This window comes from Streptomyces sp. NPDC005805, from assembly GCF_040630445.1.
Taxonomy (GTDB): Bacteria; Actinomycetota; Actinomycetes; order Streptomycetales; family Streptomycetaceae; genus Streptomyces.
The window spans coordinates 63,149-88,591 of the sequence record NZ_JBEXXN010000015.1 but is presented as its reverse complement, the minus strand read 5'-3'; the positions used below and the strand labels follow the sequence as shown (position 1 = coordinate 88,591).

20 protein-coding genes and 1 other RNA gene are annotated in these 25,443 nt (G+C 74.9%); 13 read left to right on the top strand and 8 right to left on the bottom strand.

The window, feature by feature from the left end:
* Nucleotides 1-4 precede the first annotated feature (4 nt).
* Complete coding sequence (locus tag ABZ457_RS11415) at nucleotides 5-1,228, bottom strand: hypothetical protein (protein ID WP_359156438.1); 1,224 nt, start codon at nucleotides 1,226-1,228, stop codon at nucleotides 5-7.
* Between the two features lie 828 nt (nucleotides 1,229-2,056).
* Here ABZ457_RS11415 and ABZ457_RS11410 point away from each other — a divergent pair.
* From ABZ457_RS11410 to ABZ457_RS11400, 3 genes are read left to right on the top strand one after another with little or no spacing between them, the layout of a single operon-like run.
* A complete protein-coding gene (locus ABZ457_RS11410; RefSeq protein WP_359156436.1) occupies nucleotides 2,057-2,896 on the top strand; it encodes a Nif3-like dinuclear metal center hexameric protein in 840 nt (279 codons plus the stop codon).
* Nucleotides 2,893-3,636, top strand: coding sequence for a C4-type zinc ribbon domain-containing protein (locus ABZ457_RS11405; RefSeq protein WP_359156523.1), 744 nt, complete (start codon nucleotides 2,893-2,895; stop codon nucleotides 3,634-3,636). The genes ABZ457_RS11410 and ABZ457_RS11405 overlap by 4 nt, the downstream gene beginning before the upstream one ends.
* Nucleotides 3,636-5,207, top strand: coding sequence for a histidine phosphatase family protein (locus ABZ457_RS11400; RefSeq protein ID WP_359156434.1), 1,572 nt, complete (start codon nucleotides 3,636-3,638; stop codon nucleotides 5,205-5,207). The genes ABZ457_RS11405 and ABZ457_RS11400 overlap by 1 nt, the downstream gene beginning before the upstream one ends.
* A gap of 284 nt (nucleotides 5,208-5,491) precedes the next feature.
* Here ABZ457_RS11400 and eda read toward each other — a convergent pair whose 3' ends face one another.
* Both eda and yaaA read right to left on the bottom strand, forming a co-directional pair.
* Nucleotides 5,492-6,133: a bifunctional 4-hydroxy-2-oxoglutarate aldolase/2-dehydro-3-deoxy-phosphogluconate aldolase gene (gene eda, locus ABZ457_RS11395; protein ID WP_359156432.1), complete on the bottom strand. Its 642-nt coding sequence runs from the start codon at nucleotides 6,131-6,133 to the stop codon at nucleotides 5,492-5,494.
* Between the two features lie 156 nt (nucleotides 6,134-6,289).
* Entirely contained in the window at nucleotides 6,290-7,090 is an 801-nt protein-coding gene (gene yaaA, locus ABZ457_RS11390) for a peroxide stress protein YaaA (protein ID WP_359156429.1), read from the bottom strand.
* Nucleotides 7,091-7,366: 276 nt separating this feature from the next.
* Here yaaA and ABZ457_RS11385 point away from each other — a divergent pair, with 276 nt between their 5' ends.
* The gene (locus ABZ457_RS11385; RefSeq protein WP_359156427.1) at nucleotides 7,367-8,830 is read left to right on the top strand and encodes an RNB domain-containing ribonuclease; all 1,464 of its coding nucleotides are present in this window, start codon (nucleotides 7,367-7,369) and stop codon (nucleotides 8,828-8,830) included.
* 34 nt (nucleotides 8,831-8,864) lie between these two features.
* Here the strand turns inward: ABZ457_RS11385 and ABZ457_RS11380 are convergent, their stop codons facing one another.
* Both ABZ457_RS11380 and ABZ457_RS11375 read right to left on the bottom strand, forming a co-directional pair.
* Nucleotides 8,865-9,539, bottom strand: coding sequence for a hypothetical protein (locus ABZ457_RS11380; protein WP_359156425.1), 675 nt, complete (start codon nucleotides 9,537-9,539; stop codon nucleotides 8,865-8,867).
* Between the two features lie 26 nt (nucleotides 9,540-9,565).
* Nucleotides 9,566-10,390: a MerR family transcriptional regulator gene (locus tag ABZ457_RS11375; RefSeq protein ID WP_359156423.1), complete on the bottom strand. Its 825-nt coding sequence runs from the start codon at nucleotides 10,388-10,390 to the stop codon at nucleotides 9,566-9,568.
* Between the two features lie 174 nt (nucleotides 10,391-10,564).
* Between ABZ457_RS11375 and ABZ457_RS11370 the strand changes: the two genes are divergently transcribed.
* Nucleotides 10,565-11,143 carry a Uma2 family endonuclease gene (locus tag ABZ457_RS11370; RefSeq protein ID WP_359156421.1) on the top strand — a complete coding sequence of 193 codons (579 nt, stop codon included), beginning with the start codon at nucleotides 10,565-10,567 and terminating at the stop codon, nucleotides 11,141-11,143.
* Nucleotides 11,144-11,186: 43 nt separating this feature from the next.
* Nucleotides 11,187-11,585: RNase P RNA component class A (gene rnpB / locus ABZ457_RS11365), an RNA gene on the top strand.
* A gap of 143 nt (nucleotides 11,586-11,728) precedes the next feature.
* On the opposite strand, the gene ABZ457_RS11360 is transcribed toward rnpB, so the two are convergent.
* Nucleotides 11,729-12,295, bottom strand: coding sequence for a hypothetical protein (locus ABZ457_RS11360; protein ID WP_359156419.1), 567 nt, complete (start codon nucleotides 12,293-12,295; stop codon nucleotides 11,729-11,731).
* A gap of 54 nt (nucleotides 12,296-12,349) precedes the next feature.
* On the opposite strand from ABZ457_RS11360, the gene ABZ457_RS11355 reads away from it, so the two are divergent.
* The gene (locus ABZ457_RS11355; protein ID WP_359156417.1) at nucleotides 12,350-15,160 is read left to right on the top strand and encodes a hypothetical protein; all 2,811 of its coding nucleotides are present in this window, start codon (nucleotides 12,350-12,352) and stop codon (nucleotides 15,158-15,160) included.
* A gap of 203 nt (nucleotides 15,161-15,363) precedes the next feature.
* Here the strand turns inward: ABZ457_RS11355 and ABZ457_RS11350 are convergent, their stop codons facing one another.
* The gene (locus ABZ457_RS11350; RefSeq protein ID WP_359156415.1) at nucleotides 15,364-16,122 is read right to left on the bottom strand and encodes an SDR family oxidoreductase; all 759 of its coding nucleotides are present in this window, start codon (nucleotides 16,120-16,122) and stop codon (nucleotides 15,364-15,366) included.
* A 97-nt stretch (nucleotides 16,123-16,219) separates the two neighbouring features.
* Nucleotides 16,220-17,239 carry a Gfo/Idh/MocA family oxidoreductase gene (locus ABZ457_RS11345; protein ID WP_359156521.1) on the bottom strand — a complete coding sequence of 340 codons (1,020 nt, stop codon included), beginning with the start codon at nucleotides 17,237-17,239 and terminating at the stop codon, nucleotides 16,220-16,222.
* A gap of 101 nt (nucleotides 17,240-17,340) precedes the next feature.
* On the opposite strand from ABZ457_RS11345, the gene ABZ457_RS11340 reads away from it, so the two are divergent.
* The 6 genes from ABZ457_RS11340 (at nucleotide 17,341) to ABZ457_RS11315 (ending at nucleotide 25,433) form a co-directional block, all read left to right on the top strand.
* Nucleotides 17,341-18,867 (top strand): multidrug effflux MFS transporter, encoded by a 1,527-nt coding sequence (locus ABZ457_RS11340; protein WP_359156413.1) that lies wholly within the window; start codon nucleotides 17,341-17,343, stop codon nucleotides 18,865-18,867.
* 90 nt (nucleotides 18,868-18,957) lie between these two features.
* Nucleotides 18,958-20,034, top strand: coding sequence for a small ribosomal subunit Rsm22 family protein (locus ABZ457_RS11335; RefSeq protein ID WP_359156411.1), 1,077 nt, complete (start codon nucleotides 18,958-18,960; stop codon nucleotides 20,032-20,034).
* A 315-nt stretch (nucleotides 20,035-20,349) separates the two neighbouring features.
* Nucleotides 20,350-21,027 (top strand): TetR/AcrR family transcriptional regulator, encoded by a 678-nt coding sequence (locus ABZ457_RS11330; protein ID WP_359156409.1) that lies wholly within the window; start codon nucleotides 20,350-20,352, stop codon nucleotides 21,025-21,027.
* A gap of 295 nt (nucleotides 21,028-21,322) precedes the next feature.
* Nucleotides 21,323-22,144, top strand: a complete 822-nt coding sequence (locus tag ABZ457_RS11325) for a bifunctional DNA primase/polymerase (protein WP_359156407.1) — start codon at nucleotides 21,323-21,325, stop codon at nucleotides 22,142-22,144.
* A 215-nt stretch (nucleotides 22,145-22,359) separates the two neighbouring features.
* Complete coding sequence (locus ABZ457_RS11320) at nucleotides 22,360-23,352, top strand: hypothetical protein (RefSeq protein WP_359156405.1); 993 nt, start codon at nucleotides 22,360-22,362, stop codon at nucleotides 23,350-23,352.
* A 152-nt stretch (nucleotides 23,353-23,504) separates the two neighbouring features.
* A complete protein-coding gene (locus ABZ457_RS11315; protein ID WP_359156403.1) occupies nucleotides 23,505-25,433 on the top strand; it encodes an HSP90 family protein in 1,929 nt (642 codons plus the stop codon).
* Nucleotides 25,434-25,443: the final 10 nt, after the last annotated feature.

The following is a 25,443-nucleotide window of genomic DNA, read 5'->3' as shown; positions in this document are numbered from 1 at the left end:
GATCCTATCCAGCGGGCACCCGGTCCGTCAGGGGAGCCTGCTGCAACGGGACCGGCTTGCACACGGCAGGACCCCGGGGAGCGTCGGACGGTTCCCCACCTGCGGGTTCCGCTTGTGCGGGTTCCGTGGCGGGCGCCGCGCCACCCGCCACGGCGGGCGCGCGCCGGGCGCCGGGCCGGTCCTGGCCGAAGGTTTCTCCACAGGCCGCCCTCGCCACACCGCAGGGCACCTCGCCCGTCGCGTACGGCAGTCGCAGTTCCCCGTCGCGCGTCCAGGTGCCGGCGCCCGCCAACCACCCTGCGGGTGGCGCGAACTGGTGCATCCGGCCGCCGGACGGCCGCCACACCGCGACCCAGCTCCCGGCCGGGCCGTCGATCCGCAGCGCGACGGCGCAGCCCTCCGGCGTCAGCACCTGGCCCGGCTGCACGGCGAACGGGGTCACCAGCGCGTCCGGCAGCCGCAGGCTCTCCGGGAACCGCGCCGGACGCAGACTGCCCAGCACACCCCAGCCCAGCCGGTCCCGGCCGGGGGTGGGCGCGTCCGAACGCACCAGGATCAGACCGCTGTCGGGGTCGGCCAGCAGCAGCCGGTCGTCGCTGGACTCGGTGATCTGGAGCAGCGGGGTGACCTCCCCGTCGCGCGCCAGGTCCACGGCGACGGTCTTGACCGGGCCGCCGCCGGGCAGCCGCCGGTCCAGGGCGAGCAGCCGGCCCTCGCGGTCGAGCCAGGCGCCGCCGGAGCAGTGGCCGGGCACCTGGGCGACCCGTTCCGGGCCGGCGGGGCCGCCCGCCACCAGCCACACGGCCGTGGCGTGCGCGCCGGGCACCAGCGCGTAGGCGCGGGCGCCGTCCGGCGACGGCGGCAGCAGCGTCAACTCCTCGGCGGGGACGGCCCCGAGGGCCAGCTCCCCGGTCCCGGGGCCGGTCGGGTACAGCAGCGAGAACGTGTACCGGCCGTCGACCCGCCGGGCGACCAGGACCCGGCCGTCCGCGAGCGGCAGCACCCCGGTGTCCGGCTCCTCGGGCTGCCCGACGGGCAGCGGCACCGCGTACGGCTCGGGCCCGCCGAGGGTCCAGCGCTCGGCGAACAGCGCGTCACCGGTCCCGGCGATGCGGGCCGCGTACGACCCGTCCGCGGCGATCACGAACGCGGCCGCCGCGGCCCCGGCGGTCCCCGGATTGTCCGCCGCCTCGTCCTCCGCGGCGGCCTCGATGGCACAGACAGTCATCGGTACCTCACCTCCGGCAACCGAAGCTAGGTATCGCACTTCCTGCCGAACAACACGAGCCACCCGTCTTCACACATAAGGGTGGCGGTGCGGCGATTCGCCTGAGCGGCGACGGACGGCTGTGCTGCGCCGACGCGCCGGAGGCCCGCGTTCCGCCCCGGGGGCGGGGGTTCGGGTCCGGGGCGGGCCCGGACGGCCAGGGGACGCGGGCTTCGTGCCCGGGGCGCCGGGCACGAAGCCCGTGGCACCCGCCGCGCGGCCGGTGTCGCGGGGCCCCGCCGGACCGGCGCTCCCCGGGCGGGCCCGCCCCGGGGTGACCGCCGGGTGGGCGTCCCATCCGGGGGCGAGCCCGCCCCGGCCGCCGCGTCCGGCCGCCCCGGCTACCGCGTCCACCCGACCGCCGCCGTGTCGTCGTCGCCGACGGACGCGTCCGGCGCCGCCGACTCGACGGCCGCCGCCGGTCCGGGCGGCCGCCCGGACCCGCGCGGGACGCCCACCCCCGGGCATATGGGCCCTGGGCGGAGAAGCCGGGCCCGCCGGCGCCGGCCCGTTCGGGGCCGTCCGCCCCCGGGGCGGGCGTCCCGCGCGGGGGGCCGGGCTCCCACCCGAGGTCGCAGGCCGGGTCCGCCTCGGGGTGACCGCCGGGTGGGCGGACCATCGGGGCGCGAGCCCGCCCCGGCCGCGCGTCCGCCCACCCCCGGGGCGGGCGTCCCGCGCGGGTCCGGGCTTCGCACCACCCACCCGCACGGTCCCCACCCGACGGGCGTCCCGTGTGCGGGGTCCGGGCGGGCGCCCGGGGCCGCCGACCGGGCGGGTAGCCTGTGGGGCGTGCCCCGTCTGTCTGAAGTCATCGCCGCGCTCGACACCCTCTGGCCCCCCGAGCGGGCCGAGCAGTGGGACGCCGTCGGGACGGTGGTGGGAGAGCCCGGCGCCGAGGTCACGCGGGTACTGTTCGCCGTCGACCCGGTCCAGGACGTCGTCGACGAGGCCGTCCGCCTCGGCGCGGACCTCCTCGTCACCCACCACCCGCTCTACCTCCGCGGGACGACGACCGTCGCCGCCGGTCACTTCAAGGGCCGCGTCGTGCACACCCTGATCAAGAACGACATCGCCCTGCACGTCGCCCACACCAACGCGGACACCGCCGACCCCGGCGTCTCCGACGCCCTCGCGGGCGCCCTCGACCTGCGGGTCGTGCGCCCCCTCGTCCCGGACGCGACCGACCCCGCCGGGCGCCGCGGCCTCGGCCGGATCTGCGAACTCGACCACCCCGAGACACTGGCCGAGTTCGCCGCCCGCGCCGCCAAGCGGCTGCCCGCCACCGCGCAGGGTGTCCGCGTCGCCGGCGACCCGGACGCCCTCGTGCGCACCGTCGCCGTCAGCGGCGGCTCCGGCGACAGCCTCTTCGACCAGGTGCGGGCCGCCGGCGTGGACGCCTTCCTCACCGCCGACCTGCGCCACCACCCGGTGTCCGAGGCCGTCCAGCACACCCCGCTGGGCCTCGTCGACGCCGCCCACTGGGCCACCGAGTGGCCCTGGTGCGAGCAGGCCGCCGCCCAGCTCGACGAGATCTCCGACCGGCACGGCTGGGACCTGCGGGTCCATGTCTCGAAGACGGTCACCGACCCCTGGTCCTCCCACCACGATTCCTCTGGAGCCCCCAACTGAACGCCGCGCCCGCCGACCAGATCCGACTCCTCGACGTACAGGCCCTGGACGTCCGGCTCGCCCAGCTCGCCCACAAGCGGGCCTCGCTGCCCGAGCACGCCGAGCTGGAGTCGCTGAACAAGGACCTCTCCCAGCTCCGTGACCTCCTCGTCGCCGCGCAGACCGAGGAGAGCGACACCGCCCGCGAGCAGACCAAGGCCGAGCAGGACGTCGACCAGGTCCGCCAGCGCGCCACCCGCGACCAGCAGCGCCTGGACTCCGGCGCGGTCACCTCGCCCAAGGACCTGGAGAACCTCCAGCGCGAGATCGTCTCCCTCGCCAAGCGCCAGGGCGACCTGGAGGACGTCGTCCTGGAGGTCATGGAGCGCCGCGAGGCCGCCCAGGAGCGTGCCGCCGAACTGACCGGCCGCGTCGAGTCCGTGCAGGCCAAGGTCGACGACGCGACCACCCGCCGGGACACCGCCCAGCAGGATCTGGACGCCGAGGCCGCCTCCGTCACCAAGGAGCGCGAGGTCGTCTCCGCCGCCGTGCCCGCCGACCTCCTCAAGCTGTACGAGAAGCTGCGCGTCCAGCAGGGCGGCGTCGGCGCGGCCCGCCTCTACCAACGGCGCTGCGAGGGCTGCCAGTTGGAGCTGAACATCACCGAGCTGAACGAGGTCCGCGCCGCGGCTCCCGACTCGGTGCTGCGCTGCGAGAACTGCCGCCGCATCCTGGTCCGCACCTCCGAATCGGGCCTGTAGTGACGGAGTTCGTCGTCGAGGCCGACGGCGGCTCCCGGGGCAACCCGGGCCCCGCCGGCTACGGCGCCGTCGTCCTCGACCCGGTCACCGGCGAGACCCTCGCCGAGGCCGCCGAGTACATCGGCACGGCGACGAACAACGTCGCCGAGTACCGGGGCCTGATCGCGGGCCTGAAGGCGGCCCGCGACCTGGACCCGGAGGCCACCGTCCGCGTCCGGATGGACTCCAAGCTGGTCGTCGAGCAGATGTCCGGCCGCTGGAAGATCAAACACCCGGACATGAAGCCCCTCGCGGCCGAGGCCGCCCGCGTCCTCCCGGCCGGCCGGGTCCGCTACGAGTGGATTCCGCGCGAGCGCAACAAGCACGCGGACCGCCTCGCCAACGAGGCGATGGACGCGGGGCGTCAGGGCCGGCAGTGGGAGCCGTCCCGCTCCACCGCCGACCTGGACGCGGGCGCGGCCCGCACGGTCGGCGACGCGGCAGCGGGCGCGGCCCGCGCCCGCGCGGCCCTCGCGGGCGCCGCCACGGCGACCGGGACCCCGACCTCGGCCGGGCCCTCCACCGGAGCCGGGTCCACGACCTCGGCCGGAACTCCCACGGTGACCGGCACCCCCACGGCCAGCGGGTCCACGGCCTCGGCCCGGACCTCCACCGGAGCCGGGCCCACGACCTCGGCCGGGCCTGAGCCCACCGGCACCTCGGCCAGGACTTCCACGGCGGGCGGAAACTCCACCACCTCGGCCGGGGCCACGACCTCGGCCCAGGCCCCCACCTTGGCCGGGACCGCAACCTCGGCCAGGACCCCCACCTCAACCGGGATCTCGACGGCGGGCGGAAACTCCACCACCTCGGCCAGCGGGGCCACCACCTCGGCCAGCGGGGCCACCACCTCGGCCGGAACTCCCACAGCGACGGGAACCCCCGGCTGGGGAACCGCGGCAGACCTCGGCACCCCCACCACCTTCGTCCTCCTCCGCCACGGCGAGACCGCCCTCACCCCCGAGAAGCGCTTCTCCGGCAGCGGCGGCAGCGACCCCGTCCTCTCCGACGCCGGACGCCGCCAGGCCGAGGCCGTCGCGTCCGCCCTGGCCGCGCGCGGCACCGTCCAGACGATCGTCACCTCACCCCTGCGCCGCTGCCGCGAGACCGCCGAGGCCGTGGCCACCCGCCTCGGGCTGCCCGTCACCGTCGACGAGGGCCTGCGCGAGACCGACTTCGGCGCCTGGGAGGGACTGACCTTCGCCGAGGTCCGGGAGCGCCACCCCGACGACCTCAACGCCTGGCTCGCGTCCCCGAAGGCGGCCCCCACCGGCGGCGGCGAGTCCTTCGCCACCGTGGCCCGCCGGGTCTCCTCCGCCCGCGACCGCCTCCTCGCGGCGCACCGGGGCCGCACCGTCCTCCTCGTCACCCACGTCACGCCCATCAAGACCCTGGCCCGCCTGGCCCTGGGAGCCCCGCCGGAGTCGCTGTTCCGGATGGAGCTCTCGGCCGCGTCGGTCTCGGCGGTGGCGTACTACGCGGACGGCAACGCGTCCGTCCGCCTCCTCAACGACACCTCCCACCTGCGCTGACACCGGCGTCGTCCCCGTGCCCCCTCCCGCGCGTAGCAGCGCAGCTCAGCCATGGTGGGGAGGCCGGGGCCGTGCAGGGGTCGTGTACGGGACGTGCGGCGTGGCCCGGAAGCCGGGTGGGCAGGCCGCGCGTCCCGTGCATGAGCCCCGGAGGGGCCACGGGACCAGCGTCCCGGACCGGGCCCCGCACAAGCAACGCCCCCACAGACGGCGGCTACCCGGCCGACAACCGCAGCCCCGCCGCAGGGCCTACGCGCCCGACAACCGCAGCCCCGCCGCAGGGCCTACGCGCCCGACAACCGCAGCCCCGCCGCCCGGCGCGCCAGCGCCTCCACCCGCCCCCAGTCCTTCGCCCGCACCGCGTCCTCCGGCAGCAGCCACGACCCGCCCACGCACCCCACATTCGGCAACGCCAGATACGCGCCGGCCGACTCCACCGTGATCCCGCCCGTCGGGCAGAAGCGCGCCCCGGGCAGCGGCCCGGCCAGGGACTTCAGATACGCCGTGCCCCCGGCCGCCTCCGCCGGGAAGAACTTCATCTCGTGGACGCCGCGTTCGAGGAGCGCCAGGACCTCCGAGGCCGTCGACACCCCTGGCAGGAACGGCACCCCGGACGCCCGCATCGCGCCGAGCAGCGTCTCCGTCCACCCCGGGCTCACCAGGAACCGCGCCCCCGCCGCCACCGCCGCGTCCACCGACGCGGGCGTCACGACCGTGCCCGCCCCGACGACCGCCCCCGGCACCTCCGCCGCGATCGCCCGGATCGCGTCCAGCGCGGGGGCCGTCCGCAGCGTGACCTCGATCGCGGGCAGCCCGCCCGCCATCAGGGCCCGGGCGAGGGGCACCGCGTCGTCGGCGTCGTCGATCACCACCACCGGCAGCACGGGCGCGAGGTCGAGCACGGAGGAGGGCAGGACGGAACTCATGCCGCCATCCTGCCCACCCACCCCACCCTGCGCAACGCGCGTTGCGCCCTGTGCAACCCACCCGCAAGCTCAGCGCTCCCCGTCCCGCGCGCCCCCGCGCACGCCCTCGCGAGCGGCCCCGCCCCCGCGAGCGCCGCCGCCCGCGCGAGCGCCCCCTCAGTGGATCTCCGTCACCACCACGTCCAGCCCCCACGCCCGCCCCGCCCGCGCCGGCGCCTCCGCCTCGACCGTGTACCCCAGGTCCCGCAACGCCTCGACCAGCGCCTCCGGCGTCCGCGGCGCCGCCCCCGCCTCCAGCAGGCTCCGCACCAGCCGCCCCTTCGTCGCCTTGTTGAAGTGGCTGACGACCGAGCGCTTCTCCACCCCGTCCACCATCTGCGCGTGCAGCACCCGGACCGTCGCCGTCCGGTCCGCCACCGCCCCCTTCGGCTTCCAGGCCGCCGCGTACGCCGACGACCGCAGGTCCAGCACCAGACCGCCGTCCGCCGCCTCGGGCATCACGTCCGCCATCGGCCCCCGCCAGTACGCGCCGAGCGCGCCCAGTCCGGGCAGCCTGACGCCCATCGAGCAGCGGTACGGCGGGACGCGGTCGCCGATCCGGAGCGCGCCCCACAGCCCCGAGAACACCAGCAGGGACTCCCGGGCCCGGCGCCGGGCGCCCGCCTCCAGAGTCGCCAGGCCGAGCGCGTCGTACAGCACCCCGGTGTACAGCTCACCGGCCGGCCGCGCCCCCGCCGTCCGCAGCTCCGCGTTCTTCGCGATCTCGCCGCGCAGGCCGTCGCTCAGCCCGAGCACCTCCTGCGCCTTGGCCTCGTCGGCCGCGCACAGCTCGACCAGTTCGTCCAGGACGGCCGCCCGCGCCTCCGCGAGCCCCGGCAGGGACAGCGACTCCGGCTTCAGCGGGGCCCCGCGTCCGGCGGGGGCCTTGCCTTCCGACGGCGGCAGCAGCACGAGCACGGCGGTTCTCCTTCATGACGTACGGGGGAGGGGGTGCGGCCCCCTCGGCAACCCTACAAACCCCCCGCCCCCGGGCGCCCCCACGGGCGCCGACGTGCCCCCCACCCCCACCCTGCGCCCCCGCGCCCCACCCCCACCCTGCGCCCCCGCGCCCCACCCCCACCCTGCGCCCCCGCGCCCCACCCCCACCCTGCGCCCCCGCGCCCCAACACAGCGCGCCCCGCGCACCCCCGCGCCCGACGTGCTCCCACCCCCACCCCGCCATACGCTCGGTCCATGCCCCGCCGCCCCATGCATCTGACCGGCGCAGCCGAGGCCACGCTGCGCACCGCACTGCGCGAGATCCGCACCAGCCCCGACGTCCCGGGCCCGTTCCCGCCCGAGGTCCTGGCCGAGGCCGAGACGGCGGCCCGCACTCCCGGCATCGGCCCGGACACCCCCGTCTCCGACCTGCCGTTCCTCACCGTCGACCCGCCCGGCTCCACCGACCTCGACCAGGCGATGCACCTGGCCCGGCGGCCCGGCGGGGGCTACCGCGTGCACTACGCGATCGCGGACGTCGCCGCGTTCGTCACCCCCGGCGGCCCGCTGGACCGCGAGGCGCACCGCCGCGTCCAGACCCTGTACTTCCCCGACGGGCGCGTCCCGCTGCACCCGCCCGTCCTCTCCGAGGGCGCGGCCAGCCTGCTGCCCGGCCGGACCGTCCCCGCCCTGCTCTGGCGCATCGACCTCGACGCCGACGGCGCCCCCCTCACCACCGGCCCCACCGCCTCCCTCGACGTGCGGCGCACCCTCGTCCGCAGCCGCGCCCGCCTCGACTACGCCCATGTACAGCGGCAGATCGACACCGGCACCGCCGAGGAACCCCTCGCCCTGCTCCGCGAGATCGGGCGGCTGCGCGAGGCGCTGGAGGCGGAACGCGGCGGCATCTCGCTCGACGTCCCCGAGCAGGAGATCAGCGAGCGCGACGGCGCCTTCGTCCTCGCGTACCGCGCCCCGCTGCCCGCCGAGGGCTGGAACGCCCAGATCTCCCTGCTCACCGGCATGACCGCCGCCGATGTCATGATCGCGTCCGGTACGGGCATCCTGCGCACCCTGCCGACCGCGCCGGACGGGGCCGTGGCCCGGCTGCGCCGCTCGGCGACGGCGCTGGGGATCGAGTGGCCGCACCACGTCTCGTACGCGGCCCTCGTCCGCGCCCTCGACGCGCGCGAACCGCGGCACGCCGCCTTCCTCCAGGAGTGCACGACGCTGCTGCGCGGGGCGGGCTACACCGCGTTCACCGGCGGGGAGCTGCCGACGCCCTCCGTGCACGCGGCCGTGGCGCACGCGTACACCCACTGCACCGCGCCGCTGCGCCGGCTCGTCGACCGGTACGCGGGCGAGCTGTGTGTGGCGGCGGTCGCCGGGCGGGAGCCGCCCGAGTGGGTGACGGCCGCGCTCCCGGCCCTGCCGGGCGAGATGGCCGAAGGGTCCCGGCGCGCCAACGCGGTGGAACGTGCCTGCGTCGACCTGGTCGAGGCGGCGGTGCTGCGCGACCGGGTGGGCGAGGTCTTCGACGGCGTGGTGGTGGACGTCAAGGACAAGTCCCCCGACGTGGGCACCGTCCACCTGGCGGACCCGGCGGTGGTGGCCCGGATCGAGGGCGACGGGGTGGCGCTGCCGCTGGGTGAGCGCCTGCCCGTCCGCCTCACCCACGCGGACCCGGCCACCCCCTCGGTCCTCTTCACCCCGGCGTGACCCGCACCCCTCACCCTCACCCCACCCGCACCCCTCAACCCACCCCCACCCCGCCTTCGCTCTCCACCCTGCCGTCGCCCTCCACGGCCTTCCGGTACGCGGCGACGAACGCGGCCGGGTCGTCGGTGTGGAACCGGATCGTCCCCTCCGCGACCGCCCGCGCGCCCAGCGGCCGGACGAACGGGACCGGGCGGGCCAGGTCCACCGCGACCGTCGTCTGCCCGCCGACCACCAGCTCCACCGAACCGTCCTCGCGCAGGGTGACCAGCTTCCCGTCGGGGTAGCGCCGCTCCACCCGCACCCGGGCGACGGCGTCCACCGGCACCCGTACGTCCACCAGAGCGCCCCAGCGCAGCCGCAAGGACCCATCCGGTTCCACCACATGTGGCCGCACCACACAGGCCGCATGCATCGCCACCGCGATCAGCACACCGTAGACATCCACCACCAGCACGATCCTGTGCACCAGCGGCCAGGGGATGAGCACGGCCAGCGCGACCGCCTCCACGACGGAGACGAAGATCAGGCCCCACATCATCGCCGTCTGCGGGCCGGTGTACGCGCCGGCGTACGCCCCCGCCGGCACGCCGTGCCTGCGCCGCGCCACCCACAGCACCAGGCTGTGCACCCCGCGTACTTCGTGCTCCAGCAGCCGCGCGACCTTCACCGGCAGCAGCCCGAGCAACGCCCGCCACGCCCTCAGCCCCATGTCCCGCACCGCACCCCGCCCCACCTTCATCGCCCCGCCCCCTGCTCTCCCCGGTCTCCCGACTCCGCCGCCCTGCCCCCGGCCGTCCTCTCCTTCACCAGCACGAGCATCCGCCGCACCACCGCCGCCTGCGCCGGCGCGAAGTCCGCCAGAAACGCCTCCCCGAACGCGCCCTCGAACGCCCCGTCCCCCTGCTCCCCCTCGTCCATGAACGCCAGCAGTGCGTCCGGCACCGCGTCCGCCAGTGCCACCGCCAGCGGTTCCACGCGCGGGTCGTCGGCCGCCGCGTCCGCCAGCTCGTCCAGCCGCTCGTACAGCGCCTGCGCCCTCGCCGCGTACCCCTCGTCACCGGCCAACGGCCCCAGCACGGCGAAGAGTTCGGCCCGCTGCTCATCCGGAACCAGGGAGTCCAGCAGCGCCAGGTGCTCGCGGTCCTTGGCCGCCATGGGGGAGTCCGTCGGCCCCAGCGCCCCGAGCAGCCCCGCCAGCTCCGCCGACACCGGGCCCTCCACCGGCAACCGCCCGTCCCGCGCCTGCGCCACCAGCTCCCCGAGCCGCGCCCGGCGCCGCGCGATCGCCGCCTCCTGCGCGGCCAGGTCCGCGTCCAGCTCCTCCAGCACCTCGACCAGCTCCCGCCCGGCGTCGTCGGCCAGCACGTCCCGCACCTCGGCCAGCCCCAGCCCCAACTCGGTCAGCCGCCTGATCCGCGCCAGCACCACCGCGTCCCGCAGCCCGTACTCCCGGTACCCGTTCGCCCGCCGCACGGGCTCGGGCAGCAGCCCCTGCTGGTGGTAGTGCCGAACGGTCCGCGACGTGACGCCGACGAGCGCGGCGAGCTCTCCGATCCTCATGGGGTCCAGTGGAAACCATGACGCTGCGACAGGGTCAAGCCGCACGCGCACCGGCCTCGCGGTACCCCCGGAACCCGCTGATCATGTGCCACGATCGAGGGAACGACCCCCATGTCCGGGACGGCGGGAGCAGCGATGTCCGAGCACGATCGGCGACCGAGGGAGGAGCGCGACATGACTGCCGTGCCGCATGAACCGCTCACGCGGGGCGACGTCCTGCTGGAGGGCTTCCTGGCGCTGGACACGCCGGAGGGCTTCCGGGCGGAGCTGATCGAGGGGGAGATCGTTGTGACACCGCCGCCGGACGGGGACCACGAGGACTACATCAACCAGATCGTGAAGCAGATCATCCGCCGCTCACGAACCGACATGGACTACTCCGGCAACAAGGGGCTGAAGCTGCGCAGCGCGCCCGACTGCCCCCGCAACCACGTCATCCCGGACGGCACCTTCGCGGCCGCCGACCGGCGGCTGTTCCGCGGCGCCGAGCCCTGGATGCCGAGCGACGGCGTCGCCCTGGTCCTGGAGGTGACCTCGACCCGCCCCCACGCGGACCGCGAGGCCAAGCGCCGCTGCTACGCCCGGGCGGAGATCCCGCTGTACCTCCTGGTGGACCGGGACGCCTCCTCCCTGACCCTCTTCTCCGACCCGGAGAACGGCGACTACCGCCAGCTCACCACCCTCCCGTTCGGCAAGCCGCTGCCCCTCCCCGAGCCCTTCGGCTTCGACCTGGAGACCGCCGACCTCGCCTGACCGACCGCCCCCGCCCGGCGGGTAGCATGGTCCCCACGGCAGACGAGCCGGGCGGGCGGCCGCGTGGGGATCCCCGGATCCTCCCGAGGAACGTCCGGGCTCCACAGGGCAGGGTGGTGGCTAACGGCCACCCGGGGTGACCCGCGGGACAGTGCCACAGAAAACAGACCGCCGGGGACCTCGGTCCTCGGTAAGGGTGAAACGGTGGTGTAAGAGACCACCAGTGCCCAGGGCGACCTGGGCAGCTAGGTAAACCCCACCCGGAGCAAGGTCAAGAGGGAGCGCCCCGGCGCTCCTGCGCGGACGTTCGAGGGCTGCCCGCCCGAGTCCGCGGGTAGACCGCACGAGGCCGGCGGCAACGCCGGCCCTAGATGGATGGCCGTCACCCCGACGACCGCGAGGTCCCGGGGGACAGAACCCGGCGTACAGCCCGACTCGTCTGCCGCTTCCTGTGGCTTCGCCTGGGGGAGGGCCCCTACGCCCGGTCGGTCAAGGCCCTCCTTGGCCACGTACGACCCGGGCGCGAAGCGCTGACAACACCGTCGCAGGGGTGGTGCGGGGCAGCCGGCCCCGCCCCACCCGCGGTCACTGCCGGGGCGTCTGCGGGGGGCGGCTGACCTCGTCGATGTCGTCGAGGACGGTTTGGGCGAGTGCGACATTGCCTTCGAGGATGTCGCGGTCGAAATTCCCCGGTTCGCGTTGATACCGAGCCTTGCCGACCTCTGAGGTGAAGGCCTCCGCGGGAATGGAGTCGGCACCCGGCGGCACAAATTTCAGCGTTTCCTGGAAGGCCGCGAGCGCGTATGCCACAGCATCACGCAGTTTGTCGTGCTCGGACTCGGGAGAGTTGAGCAATTGGATACCGGCCGACTCGGAGATGCGGAACGCGACCTCCGCGAACTCACCCGGGTCGATGATCTGCGAGGGCTGAGCCCCACCGAACGCGGGCGGCGGCGGAGAAATCTCCTCAGCCATACGGAAGTCGAAGCGACGAACCGTCCCACACTGCCGACACGGACCCTCATACACGGCCACGAGGTCATCGCCGTGCTGCTCCAGCCGGTGCTGCCGGTCGAAGTCGCCGGAACCGCACACACACGGGTGCAGATCCATGTACAGATGCGCTTCGAACGATGAGCGTGCCGTCAACATGGCATGATCATACTGGCTGTTCGATGCGGTGGCAGGATTACGGCGGAGCATTGCATGGACCGATCTGCCGATCCTCGAATGCTGGCGAACGTGCTGGCAGCGGAGCCAGGAGGAACCGAGGCGGATCAACTGCGTGCCCGGCAGGCGGCGCTCGTCGAGGCTTCCAGGGCTGAGACGGAGAGCATCGCGTCGACGGTTCTGGGAGATCGCTTCAGATCGCTCGAAGCTGCTCGGACAGAGGAAAGCAATCCGCGCGACTACCTGGAACTGAGGGCAACACGCGGGAAGCCGATGGCGCTCTGGCTGGACGCCGTTCCGATGCCTGCCGGCACCATCGCCACTACCGCGACGAACACAACGTCGGACCAGTACATCGTGCAGGTGTCCGATCGTCTGCCGAGCCGTCTGCTGAGGAGAGTGCTGGCGCACGAGGTCGGCGAACTCATGGCTGTGCACGAGCGGTCCGGCCAGGGGCTGGCACCTGTCCGCGAGAATCTCCTGGCCCAGGGGGCGAAAGTCTCCCCTCGGCAGGAGCTGTCGAGCCGGGACCACGGCCGTATCGGCGAGCTGAACTGGCTTGCGAGTATTGCCCGCAATCGGGATCTGTCACAGCGGCAGCGGACCGGGGCGCGTGCCGAACTGTCCGCCCTGCTCGACCACTGCGGGGAGCGCGCTGTCGTGCCCACTGCCGAGGTGGAACAGCATGCAGCCGAGCGGAGATCCGCTGCGCGGCGGCTCCTCGCATCACGGGATTTCCTCTCCCCCGCCGCCAAGCGCACAGTAGGTGAACTCGCCCGCCCCATCGAACAACTCGACCCCACCGACGCCGCCATGCTCCAGGCCGCTCGTGAGGCGGCCGCCGTCGCGCAGCGGCAGGTCGAGGCGTTCATCGGGCGGCGCGACATCACCATGGCCATGCCCGGCTACGACCAGAACGGCCTGCCGCTCCCCCGCGATCAGGTAGAACCCGCCTCGCAGCAGTGGGCGGACTACCGCGGCCAGATGGGTGAGCTGGCCGCGCAGACCGTGGCGAATCAGAACGCGGCGGGCGAGATCCCGCTGCGCAAGGTGACGATCGGCGGGGGCGCGAGCCTGTCCGGGCGCGACCGTGAGGCCCTGCTCATCGACGCGGTGGGCCGCTGGCACCTGGACCCCGGTGCCGGGATCGTGCAGTCGGCGGACCAGGACCGGGACCTGGCCCAGTGGATGGGAGCCGACCCGTACCAGGCCGTCAGGGAGCCCGGCGACCGGATCTCCATCGACGCGGTGCGCCTCTGGGAGGATCAGCTGGCCACCCAGGGTGATGTGGCGAACGGCCGCGCCCACCTGAGACTCGACGAGAACGGCACGCTGCTCGCCGAGGCGCGGGCCTTCAACAGGGACGGCAGCGAGCGTGGCGGGACACCTCTGCTGGTGCGGGTCGACGGTACGCCCACCGTCGCGACCGGCCTGACCGCCGAAGTGGTCCCCGGAATCGCACGCGACAGCCGAGAACTCGGGCCGGGCGTGGAGAGCCGCAGCGAGGCCGTACGGCTGATCAGCGAGCGCCTCCAGGAACTCGAAGGGCAGGGGGCCGCCGGAGCCGGCGAGCTTCGGGAGCGGCTCATCCGGGCAGAGCGGACCGGAGCCGACACCGCGACGGTCCTCGCCGCCGTCGACTCGTCCAACCTCCGGGGGGCCTTGTTCGACGGGCTGGGCGAAGGGCCGGTCAAGCGGCGCTTGGAAGGCTGCTTCACGACCCTGGACGCCACCGAGAAGTGGGAGAGGGCGAGGGAGGCAGCCCCCGGGCGGGTGCTGATGGGTGACGAGGTCGCCGAGAACCGCTTCGACCCGGCGGACGCCGAGCACTGGATCGTCGCCGGCTCCGGCGGCACGGGGGTCGCCAACGCTGAGATCATCCTGCGGGAGAACGCCGACGCGAAAGTGACCGTCATCGGTGCGGCACCACCGGCCGCTCTGGAGCACCAGGTGCAGTTCCCTCAGATGCGGAAGGAGTTCGAGGGCCGCCTGAATCTTGTCAACGCGCGCGTGGGCGCCATCGAGACCTTCCAGGGCGAGGACGGCAGGACATCGTTCAAGCTGACGTACCCGGGCGAGAACAGAGGCGATCCGCCCAGGGAACTCACCGGCGACGGCTACGTCGCGAGCCTGGGCCGTACCAACCCCCTTCCCCCGGCCCTGCAGACACTGGCGAACCAGGTGCGGGACAACCGCGGGCAGGTCACCGGCGACCTGATGTTCGACCAGGACGACCAGTACATCGGCTACGGGCTGACGTTCCGCACCGAGGACGGCAAGGAGCATCGTGTCGACGTCGACGGCGCCGCGTCCTGGCAACTCCCGCGCGAGGTGTTCGCCCCGGAGTCGGGCATCCAGCAGCGGCTGAACCAGATGGGCGCCCGCGCCCTGCCCGCCGAGACCGGCAACGCCTCGCCCGGCTTCTCTCCCATCGCCCGGCAGAGCGCGCTCCGGGCGAGGGCGGTGGCCGCGGAACAGTCCGGGGACGAGAACGCTGTGCGACGGGTACAGGAGATCCCGCCCCGGTGGCGGCCGCCGGAGCTTTCGGTGCCGGCCAACACCACGACCGGGCCCTCGAACTCACCGACCGCTTCCGTCCCGCAACAGCAACAGCAACAGCAACAGCAACAGGGCCAGCAGGAGCCGCCGCTCGCGCGCCCCGCGCCCACGCAAGCTCCCCCGCAGGCACCCGCTCCCGCAGCGCGCGAGCCGCGACCGGGGCATCAGTGGTTGCCGGGTGTCCGGGTGACCGGCACGAGGAGCGCCACCGCCCCCACCCAGCCGCAGCATGCACCCCCGGACCAGCAGCGTCCCGGGCCGAACCGGGGTCCCGGACTGGGCGATTGACGTAGCCGGGCCGACAGCGGTTCCCCGGCGGACTTCTTCGCCGGCTGCCACCGGCAGAAGCAGGGCGAGCACGGACTCACGGACGACGATCTCCGTGGCCGGCGCCCTCCGGCCGCGATACGGAAGGTGCCCATGACGGACACCCGGCGCGGGCAGGGTCCTCGGGGCAGCGGACGGCACCGCCGCCGGACGCTTCCTCGCCCTCAACCCCGCCCGACGTACGGCATGTTCGTCGCCATCACCGTCGCGAACGGGATGTTCGCCTCCAGGGGGAGGTCCGCCATGTGGCGGACGGTGCGGGCGACGTCGGTGACGTCCATGACCGGTTCCGGGGCGAGGTCGCCGTTGGCCTGGCGGACGCCCTGTTGCATGGCGCGGGTCATGTCGGTGGCCGCGTTGCCGATGTCGATCTGGCCGCAGGCGATCCGGTACGGGCGGCCGTCGAGGGCGATGGACTTGGTGAGGCCCGTCAGCGCGTGCTTGGTCGCGGTGTAGGGGGCCGAGTCCGGGCGGGGGACGTGGGCGGAGATGGAGCCGTTGTTGATGATCCGGCCGCCCCGCGGGTCCTGGTCGCGCATCTGGCGGAACGCGGCCTGGGCGCAGAGGAACGCGCCGTTCAGGTTGACGTCGACGACCTTGCGCCACGCCTCGTACGGCAGGTCCGCGAAGCCGATGCCGCCCGGGCCGAAGGTGCCCGCGTTGTTGAAGAGGAGGTCCACGCGGCCGAAGTGCTCGCGGACCGTGGTGAACAGGGCCGTCACCGCGGCCGGGTCGGTCACGTCCGCCGGGACGGCCAGGACGTCCGCGTCCGGGCCGGTGAGGGAGGCCGTCTCGTCCAGCGTGCCGGCCGTGCGCCCGGCCAGGGCCACCGACCAGCCGGTTGACGCCAGCTCCAGGGCCACGGCCCGGCCGATCCCCGAGCCCGCTCCCGTCACCACCGCGATCTTCCGTACAGCGCTCATGGCTGCGCAGCGTACGGCCCGGCGCGGGGAGCGGGGCGCGGCCGACCGCCATGCGGACGCGGAGGGGGCGAGGGGGAACGGGCCGGGCCCGGGGCGGTCACTCGCCGGGGAAGCGCACCCCGATCCGGGCCCGCACCGCGTCCAGCGTCCGCATCACCGCGAGGGTGCCGTCCAGCGGGACGAGCGGGGACTCCGTCTCGCCCGCCCGCAGCGCGCGCGTCACCTCGGCCGCCTCGTGCTCCATCGTGTCGCGCCGCCCGGTGAAGGCGAACTCCTCCGGTTCCGCGCCCGCCCGGTGGAGGACGAAGCGTTCCGGGTGGAAGAAGCCGTCGGGCACGTCGATCCGGCCCAGGGTCCCGCTGACCGAGGCGGTCACCGGGGTGCCCGCCGTGATCGAGCAGCTCAGCAGCGCCGTCGCGCCGCCGTCCCAGCCGAGCAGCATCCCGGTGTTGAGGTCGACGCCCTCCTCGCTCAGCAGCGCGTCCGCCCGGACCCGGTCCGGTTCGCCGAGCAGGAGCTGGGCGAAGGCCACCGGGTAGACGCCGAGGTCGAGGAGGGCGCCGCCGCCGAGGGCCGGGTCGCGCAGGCGGTGTGCCGCGTCCGGCGGCGCGGCGAAGCCGAAGTCGGCCTGCACGGTGCGGATCTCGCCGATCGCGCCGTCCCGGACGAGTTCCGTGAGTTTCCGGACGGCCGGGTGGCAGTACATCCACATGGCCTCCATCAGGAACGTGCCCCGTGCGCGGGCGAGGGCGACGAGTTCGGCCGCCTCGGCCGCGTTCAGCGTGAACGGCTTCTCGCACAGGACCGGACGCCCCGCCTCCAGACAGAGACCGGCCGCCGCCCGGTGCGCGGAGTGTGGTGTGGCCACATAGACGACGTCCACATCCTCGTCGGCGGCGAGCGCGGCCCAGCTCCCGTGGGCGCGGGGGATCGCGTACCGGTCGGCGAAGGCCCGGGCCGAGGACTCGCTGCGGGAGGCCACCGCGACCACCCGGGCGTCGGGCATCCGCAGCAGGTCCTCGGTGAAGCGGGCGGCGATGCCGCCGGTGGCCAGGATGCCCCAGCGCAGGGGCCGGTCCCGGTCGGAGGCCGTGGTTCCGGCCTCGTCGGGGGTGATGGTGGTGCGGGTGGTGTGCACGGGCGCCCCGTCCGATGGATTCGATCAAGCGATCGGGCTGAGAGCATAGTTTGTTGAAACCAGGAACAGGAGAGCTGTCGATGCCGGACCGCGGCCAGAGCCACGAAGGACACCACCCCGTACCCGCCGTACACCCCGAGCCCGTGGCCGAGGCCGCCGCCCTCCCCGGGGCCGTCGCCGTCCCGGGAGCCGTCGCCGTCCCGGGGACGGAGGCCGTTTCCGGGGGAGGGGCGCCGGCCACGCCCGGGTCCGCTTCGGGGACCGGTGCCGGGGGCGTTCCCGGCGGGGTGGTGGCGGCGCCCGGGTCCGGTCCCGAGGCCGGGGGCGTCAAGGGCGCGGGTAGGGGCGGTGCCGTCGGCGCGGGCAAGCCGGGGGCCACCGGCCGGGACGGCGTCGGGGCACGCCGGGCCGGGCTGCTGGTGACTCTCGTACTGGGCGGGCTCACCGCCCTCCCGCCCCTGTCCATGGACATGTACCTCCCCGCCCTGCCCGCCGTCACCGACTCGCTCTCCGCGCCCGCCGCGACCGTGCAGCTCACCCTCACCGCCTGCCTCGCCGGCATGGCTCTCGGGCAGCTGGTCGTCGGCCCGATGAGCGACCGGTGGGGCCGCCGCCGGCCCCTGCTCGCCGGCATGGTCCTCTACGTCCTCGCCACCGCCGTCTGCGCCCTCGCCCCCACCGCCGAACTCCTCATCGCCTTCCGGCTGGTCCAGGGCCTGGCGGGCGCGGCCGGCATCGTCATCGCCCGCGCCATGGTCCGCGACCTGTACGACGGCGTGGAGATGGCACGTTTCTTCTCCACCCTGATGCTCATCTCCGGAGCCGCGCCGATCGTCGCGCCCCTCATCGGCGGCCAGGTGCTGCGGATCACCGACTGGCGCGGGATCTTCGTCGTCCTCACCGGCGTCGGACTGCTGCTGACCCTGGTCGTCGTCAAGTGGCTCGGCGAGACGCTGCCGCCCGAGCGGCGGCACTCCGGCGGGGTGGGCGAGGCGCTGCGCACCATGCGCGGGCTGCTCGCGGACCGGGTGTTCACCGGCTACATGCTCGCGGGCGGCCTCGCCTTCGCCGCGCTCTTCGCGTACATCGCGGCCTCCCCGTTCGTGGTGCAGGAGATCTACGGTGCCTCGCCGCAGACGTTCAGCCTGCTCTTCGGGCTCAACTCGGTCGGGCTGATCGTCGTCGGCCAGATCAACGGCAAGGTGCTCGTCGGGCGGGTGTCGCTGGACAAGGCGCTCGGCTTCGGGCTCGCGGTGATCACCCTGGCGGCGACCGCGCTGCTGCTGATGACCTCCGGGGTCTTCGGCGAGGTCGGCCTGGTGCCGGTGGCGGCCGGGCTGTTCGTGCTGATGTCGGCGATGGGCCTCGCGATGCCGAACACCAACGCCCTCGCCCTGCTGCGCACCCCGCACGCGGCCGGCTCGGCGTCGGCGCTGCTGGGCACCTCGTCCTTCCTGGTCGGGGCCGTCGCCTCGCCGCTGGTCGGGATCGCGGGCGAGCGGACGGCGGTGCCGATGGCGGTGGTCCAGTTGTCCTGCGCGCTGGCCGCCGTGACCTGCTTCCTGGTGCTGTGCCGCCCCTGGCAGCGCAGGAACCAGGGCATCTGAGGGCGACCGACCGGCGACCGGCCGGGAGGGAGCCAGGACATCTGAGGGCGGTCACCCCGGTCATCCGGCGAGCAGGACTAGGATTTTCCGGTGAACGCCACCGCCCCCACCGCCGAGACGCTGCGCGACACCCTCGCCGGACTGCTGGCCGGGTTGCCGCCCACGCAGACCGCCCAGGCCGTCGACCGGCTGATCGCCAACTACCGGGGGACCACCCCGACCGACGCCCCCGTGCTCCGCGACCGGGCGGACGTCGCCGCGTACGCCGCGTACCGGATGCCCGCGACCTACGAGGCGGTGCGGTCGGCGCTGGACGCGCTGCGGGACGCCGTGCCCGGGTGGGCGCCCGTGACGCACACCGACATCGGGGGCGGGACGGGGGCGGCGAGCTGGGCCGTGGCGGAGGCGTGGGCCGAGCGGCCGCCGTCGACGACCGTCCTGGACTGGGCCGAGCCGGCACTCGCCCTCGGCCGTGAACTGGCCCGCGCCTCGGGTGTGCCGTCGCTCGGTGCGGTGGAGTGGCAGCGCTCTCGTATTGGAGCGGCGCTCCGTATCGAGAGCAGTGATCTCGTCACGGTGTCGTATGTGCTCAAGGAGCTGACCGAGGCGGACCGGGACGTGGTCGTCGCCGAGGCCGCCCGCGCCGCGCGGGCCGTGGTCATCGTGGAACCCGGCACTCCGGACGGTTACGAGCGGATCATCCGGGCCCGGGACGCCCTCGTCGCGGCCGGCATGACCGTCGCCGCGCCCTGCCCGCACAGCGCCGCCTGCCCGATCGTGCCCGGCTCCGACTGGTGCCACTTCGCGGCTCGCGTCTCGCGCTCCTCCCTGCACCGGCAGATCAAGGGCGGGTCGCTGGCGTACGAGGACGAGAAGTTCAGCTATGTGGCCGCGGTTCGGGACGGTGGCGGTGACGGCGAAGGTGGCGGTGGGGCCGGCGGTGGCGGCGACGCGGAGGTTCCGGTTCCGGTGGCTCCCGCCCCGGCCCGGGTCGTGCGCAGGCCGCAGATCCGCAAGGGGATGGTCCTGCTCGACCTGTGCACGGAGGCGGAGGGGCTGCGCCGGGAGACCGTGACCAAGCGCCACGGCCCGCTGTACCGGGCCGCCCGCGACACGGCGTGGGGCGAGGCGTGGCCTCCGGAGGCGGAAGGCGCGGGGGACGCCTGACCGGGCGGGCCCCGGACCCGCCTTGGGTCGACCCCGGACCGGGCCCGCACCTCGGGCCCGGGTGCGCCCCGGGGTCGGCCCCGCGTCCCGCACCCCGGGACCGGGCCCGCCTCGGACCGGCCTCGCGCCGTGCGGGGGTGCCCGTCCAGGACCGGGCCCAGCGCCCCGGGCCCAGCGCCCCGGGCCCGCACCTCGGGCCCGGGTGCGCCCCGGACCCCGCCCTGCACCCCAGGACCCGGGCTCACGCCGAGCCCCGCGCCGGGCCCCGCCCGCCTGTCCGAGACGTCTCGTCTCTCCTCTTGCTAGGTTGGCCCCATGACCGACGCCAGGACCGCCCCCGACTCCTCCCGCCGCAGTGAGCGCTCGCGCCGTGCGATCTACGACGCGGCCCTCGCCCTCGTCGGGGAGGTCGGATACGGCCGGACCACCATCGAGGGCATCGCCGCCCGGGCCGGCGTCGGCAAGCAGACCATCTACCGCTGGTGGCCCTCCAAGGGCGCCGTCCTGCTGGAGGCGTTCCTCGACCTGGCCGACCGCGCGGCGGCGGAAGCGGCCGAGGCGGCGGACGGGACCGGGGCGGACGCGGCGGGCGGCCCCGGGCAGCCCGGCGGGCCGGGGGAGTACGCCATCCCGGACACCGGCGACCTCGCCGCCGACCTGCGCCTCGTCCTGCGCGCGACCGTCGACGAGATGAACAGCCCCGCCTACGACGCCCCCGCCCGCGCCCTGACCGCCGAAGGCATCCTGGACGCCGAGGTCGGCGCCGTGTTCGTCGAGAAGCTCCTCGAACCCCAGCTCCGGCTGTACACGGACCGGCTGAACGCGGCCCGGGACGCGGGCGGGGTGCGGGCCGACCTGGATCCCCGGATCGCCCTGGAACTCTTCGTCGGCCCCCTCGCCCACCGCTGGCTGCTGCGCACCCTGCCCCTGACGCACGCGTACGCGGACACGATCGTCGACTACGCCGTGCACGGCCTCGCGCCCCGCCCCTGACGCGCCCCGTTCCTGACCCGGCGCGCCCCCTCCGCGCCCGGCCCCGCGCCCACACCTCGGGCAGGCGTCGCGTCCCCGCCCCGCCGCTGTCCCGCCCCCGGCTCCCGGCCCGTCCCGGGCCTCGGTGCGGCCCGTGCGCTCGGGAGCTGCCACCGTGCGCCCCCTCGCGCCGGGAACACGCCGGGAACAGATGAGCCGGTACCCCGGTTGGGGACAGTGTCCACCGGGGGCGCAGGATGGTGGGACCATGGCAGCAGTGTCCGCACGGACGAATGCGTGAGGTGTGAGGGGATAGATGGGCGACGGTAGCGGTCGGATCCGCGGCACGGAGAGCAGTCGGTCCCAGGAGGGCGGCCGGTCCCGGGAGGGCAGGCTGGCGCAGTGGCTGCGCCGCCGCGCCGGGGGCGGGGCCGAGGCCCGGAGCGCCGAGGCGGAGCACTCACGCCGCGAGGATCTGCTGCTGGCCACCGCCGCCGCCGGACTGCCGCTCGCCCCGGCCGCGCATCCCGTCGGCTTCCGATGTTCCTGCGAGCGCATCGGCTGTCCCACGCCCGCGACGCATCCGCTCTCCTTCGCCTGGCAGACGCAGTCCACCACGGACCGCGCCCAGATCGAGCGCTGGGCCCGCAACCAGCCCGAGGCCAACTTCATCACCGCGACCGGCATGGTCCACGACGTCCTGGACGTTCCGTTGGAGGCCGGTCGCAGTGCTCTGCGCAGGCTGCTGGAGCAGGGCGTCGAGGTGGGCCCGGTCGCCGTCCTCGACGAGCACGGCGAGGGCGGCCGGATGCTGTTCTTCACCGCCACCCGGGGCACCCCGGAGGACGAGGACGAGTGGTGGCCCTGCGAACTGGACTGCCACCCCGAGACGATGGACGAGCACCCAGGCCTGCGCTGGCACTGCCGGGGCAGCTACGTCCTGGTACCGCCCGCCCGGCTGCCGGGTGACGGCGACCGGGGCGTGGCCTGGGTACGCGGGGTGGAGAACCCGCTGCCCGACCCGCTGACCCTGCTGGAGACCCTGACCGACGCGTGCGCGCGGTACGCGGACGACCGGCGCAGCAACGGCCTCGACGCCGAGCACCACGAGCCGGCCTGGCCCCTCGGCCGCCGCTAGCCCCTCGCCGACGCTAGCCCCGGGCCGCGTCCCGCCCCCCGGTCGCCCGGGTCGGCCCGGGCCGACCCCGCCCCGCGGCCACCGGCGCCCGCCACCGGCTCCCGGCCGACCACCCTTCGCTCGTGAAGCACCGGTGAAAACCCTGTGGTCACCGTGTCGGTGGTGGCGTTTATGCTGCACCCCGAAGATCGCGCGGGACCAGGGGAGGGGTCGGCATGTTCGGCAGGTTGTTCGGTGGTGGCGGCGGGGAGAGACCCCCGGCGGATCCGTACGCCCTTCCCCCGTCCGAGCGGCGGCGCAGCGGTATGTACGTGCTGCGCGCGCTGGGCGACCGGCGGGTGCTCTTGGCCGTGGAGGCCGCCGAGTCCGGGAACTGGCCCGCCCTCAAGGAGGCCCTGGCCCCCTTCGACCTCGGCCGCGACCACCGGGTCCTCGGTGAACTGGTCTCCGTCGACGGCCTCCAGGACTGGATCGGCCGCCCCGTCGCGGAGGACAAGGAGCACCGGGCGACCGCGCTGCTGATATCCGGGGCCCGCCATATCGCCTGGGGCTGGGAGGCGCGCACCTCCGCCCGTGCCGTGGACGTCACGCGGGACCAGTGGCGGATCTTCCACGAGCGGCTGGAGCTCGCGGAGGAGCAGTTGCTGGAGGCCGCCGAGCTGGAGCCGGAGTGGATCACCCCGTGGCGCCAACTCCTCACCTCCGGACGGGGGATATCGCTGGGCACCGCCGTCAACGAGGCCCGGTTCGAGGCAGCCCTGCGCCGCGACACCCTCTGCCCGGAGACCCATCTGGAGTGGCTGTCGCAGCTCCAGCCCCGCTGGGGCGGTGAGCCCGGCGAGGCCCTCGCGTTCGCCCGCGAGGCGCTCGCCCGCACCCCGCAGGGGCACCCCCTCGGCTCGGTGATCGCGATGGCGCACATCGAGGAGTGGGTCGAGTCCGACGACGCCGACTGCCTGGCAACCCCCGAGATCCGGGCGGAGTTGAGGAACGCGGCCGACCACAGCATCCTCCACCCGGCCTACCGGCGCCGCCCGGGCTGGCAGCACGACTTCAACATCTTCGGCATGGCCCTGTGGCTGGCCGGTGAGCAGCACACGATCCAGCGCGTCTTCCGGACGCTGGACGGCGCGTACACCCGGTGGCCCTGGGTGTTCTTCGGCGAGCCCGAGAAGCAGTTCGCCCGCGCGCACCGCCGCGCCGCCTGACCCCGCACCACGCTGAGCGCGCCCCCGCGCGCCGCCGCACACCACCCGCTCGCCCGAGTACCGGGCACGCCCCGGGCGCCCACGCGTTACACCCGCGTCCCGCCCCAGCCCGCCCCTCTCGCAGCTCACCCTCTCCCACCCCGGACTGCCCGATGACTCTGCCCGACACCGCCGCGAACCCGGCCGGCGCGGACCGCACCTTCCAGGTGGATCTGCGCGGCCTCGTCGACCTCCTCTCCCACCACCTCTACTCCAGCCCCCGCGTCTATCTGCGCGAACTCCTGCAGAACGCGGTCGACGCGCTGACCGCCCGGCACGCCCTCGACCCCGCCACCGGCACGGACCCCACCGGCACGGACCCCACCGGCCCGGACGCCTCCGGGCGCACCACACCCGCCCCGGGACCGGCGGCGAACGCCGGACCGGACACCCCCGGCATCCGCGTGTACGCCGACGGCTCGACCGTCCGCGTCGAGGACGACGGCATCGGCCTCACCGCCGACGACGTGCACACCTTCCTCGCCACCATCGGCCGCAGCAGCAAGCGCGCCGAGCGGATCGCCGAGCAACGCGGCGACTTCATCGGCCAGTTCGGCATCGGCCTGCTCTCCTGCTTCCTGGTCGCGGACGAGATCCACGTCCTCAGCCGCTCCGCCCGCACCCCCGACGCCCCCGCCGTCGAATGGCGCGGACGCGGCGACGGCAGCTACACCGTCCGCACCCTGCCCGCCTCCGCACGCCCCCGGCCCGGCACCACCGTCACCCTGACCCCGCGCGCCGACGCGGCCGAGTGGACCTCCCCGGCGCGCGTGCACGCCTTGGCCCGCCACTTCGGCTCCCTGCTGCGCCACCCGGTCACCTTCGACGACGGCGGCCACGGCCCGGCCGTGTCCGTCAACCCCGAGCCCGCGCCCTGGGCCCGCGACCACCCGACCCCCGGGGCCCGGTCCCGCGCGCTGGCCGCGTACGGCGAGGAGGTCTTCGGCTTCGCACCGCTGGACACCGTCGAGCTGGACCTGCCGGCCGTGGGCCTCAAGGGCATCGCCTGCGTGCTGCCCGAGGCGGTGCCGGCCGGGCGCCGCCACGGCCACCGGGTGCACGTCAAGGGCATGCTGCTGTCCGAGCAGGCCGAGGAGATCCTGCCCGACTGGGCCTTCTTCGTCCGCTGCGTCGTCGACGCCGAGAGCCTGCGCCCGACGGCGTCCCGTGAGGCGCTGTACGAGGACGACACCCTCGCCGCCGTCCGGGACGCCCTCGCCGAGCGGCTGCGCGACTGGATCGCCCGCGCCGCCGCCAGCGACCCCGAACTCCTCGGCCGCTTCCTCCAGGCCCACCACCTGGCCGTGAAGTCCCTCGCCGTGCACGACGACGAGATCCTGCGGATGCTGCTGCCCTGGCTGCCGTTCGAGACCACCGCCGGGCACACCACCCTCGACGAGTTCGCCCGCACCCACCGCACGGTGCTCGTCACGTCGAGCGTGGAGGAGTTCCGGCAGGTGGCGGCGATCGCCTCGGCCGCCGGGCTCGGCGTCGTCAACGGCGGGTACACCTACGACCGCCAACTGGTCCACCGGCTGCCCGAGATCGACCCCGCCGTCACCGTCGCCGACCTGGACCCGGCGACCCTGACCGCGCACCTGGACCCCGTCGACCGGGAGACCGAACTCGCCGCCGCGGCCTATCTCGCGATCGCCCGGGACGCCCTCGCCGTCTTCGACTGCGACGTCGCCCTGCGCACCTTCCAGCCCGCCTCGGCCCCCGCCCTCCTCGTGGACAGCCGCGAGGCCCGGCACGAGCGCACCCGCTCGCAGCTCGCCCGGGAGCAGGAGGGCGGTCTGTGGGGCGACATCCTCGGCGCGCTGCGGCAGGAGGCCCCGAGGGCGCAGCTGATCCTCAACCAGCTCAACCCGCTGGTCCGCACCGCCGTCGCCATCGACGAACCCGAGCTGGCCCGCACCAGCGCCGAAGCCCTCTACGGGCAGGCCGCGCTGCTCTCCCGGCGCCCGCTGCGGCCCGCCGAGTCCAGCCTGATCAACCGCTCCTTCCTCGACCTCCTCGCCCACGCCCTCCGCAAGAACTGACCTCGCGAGG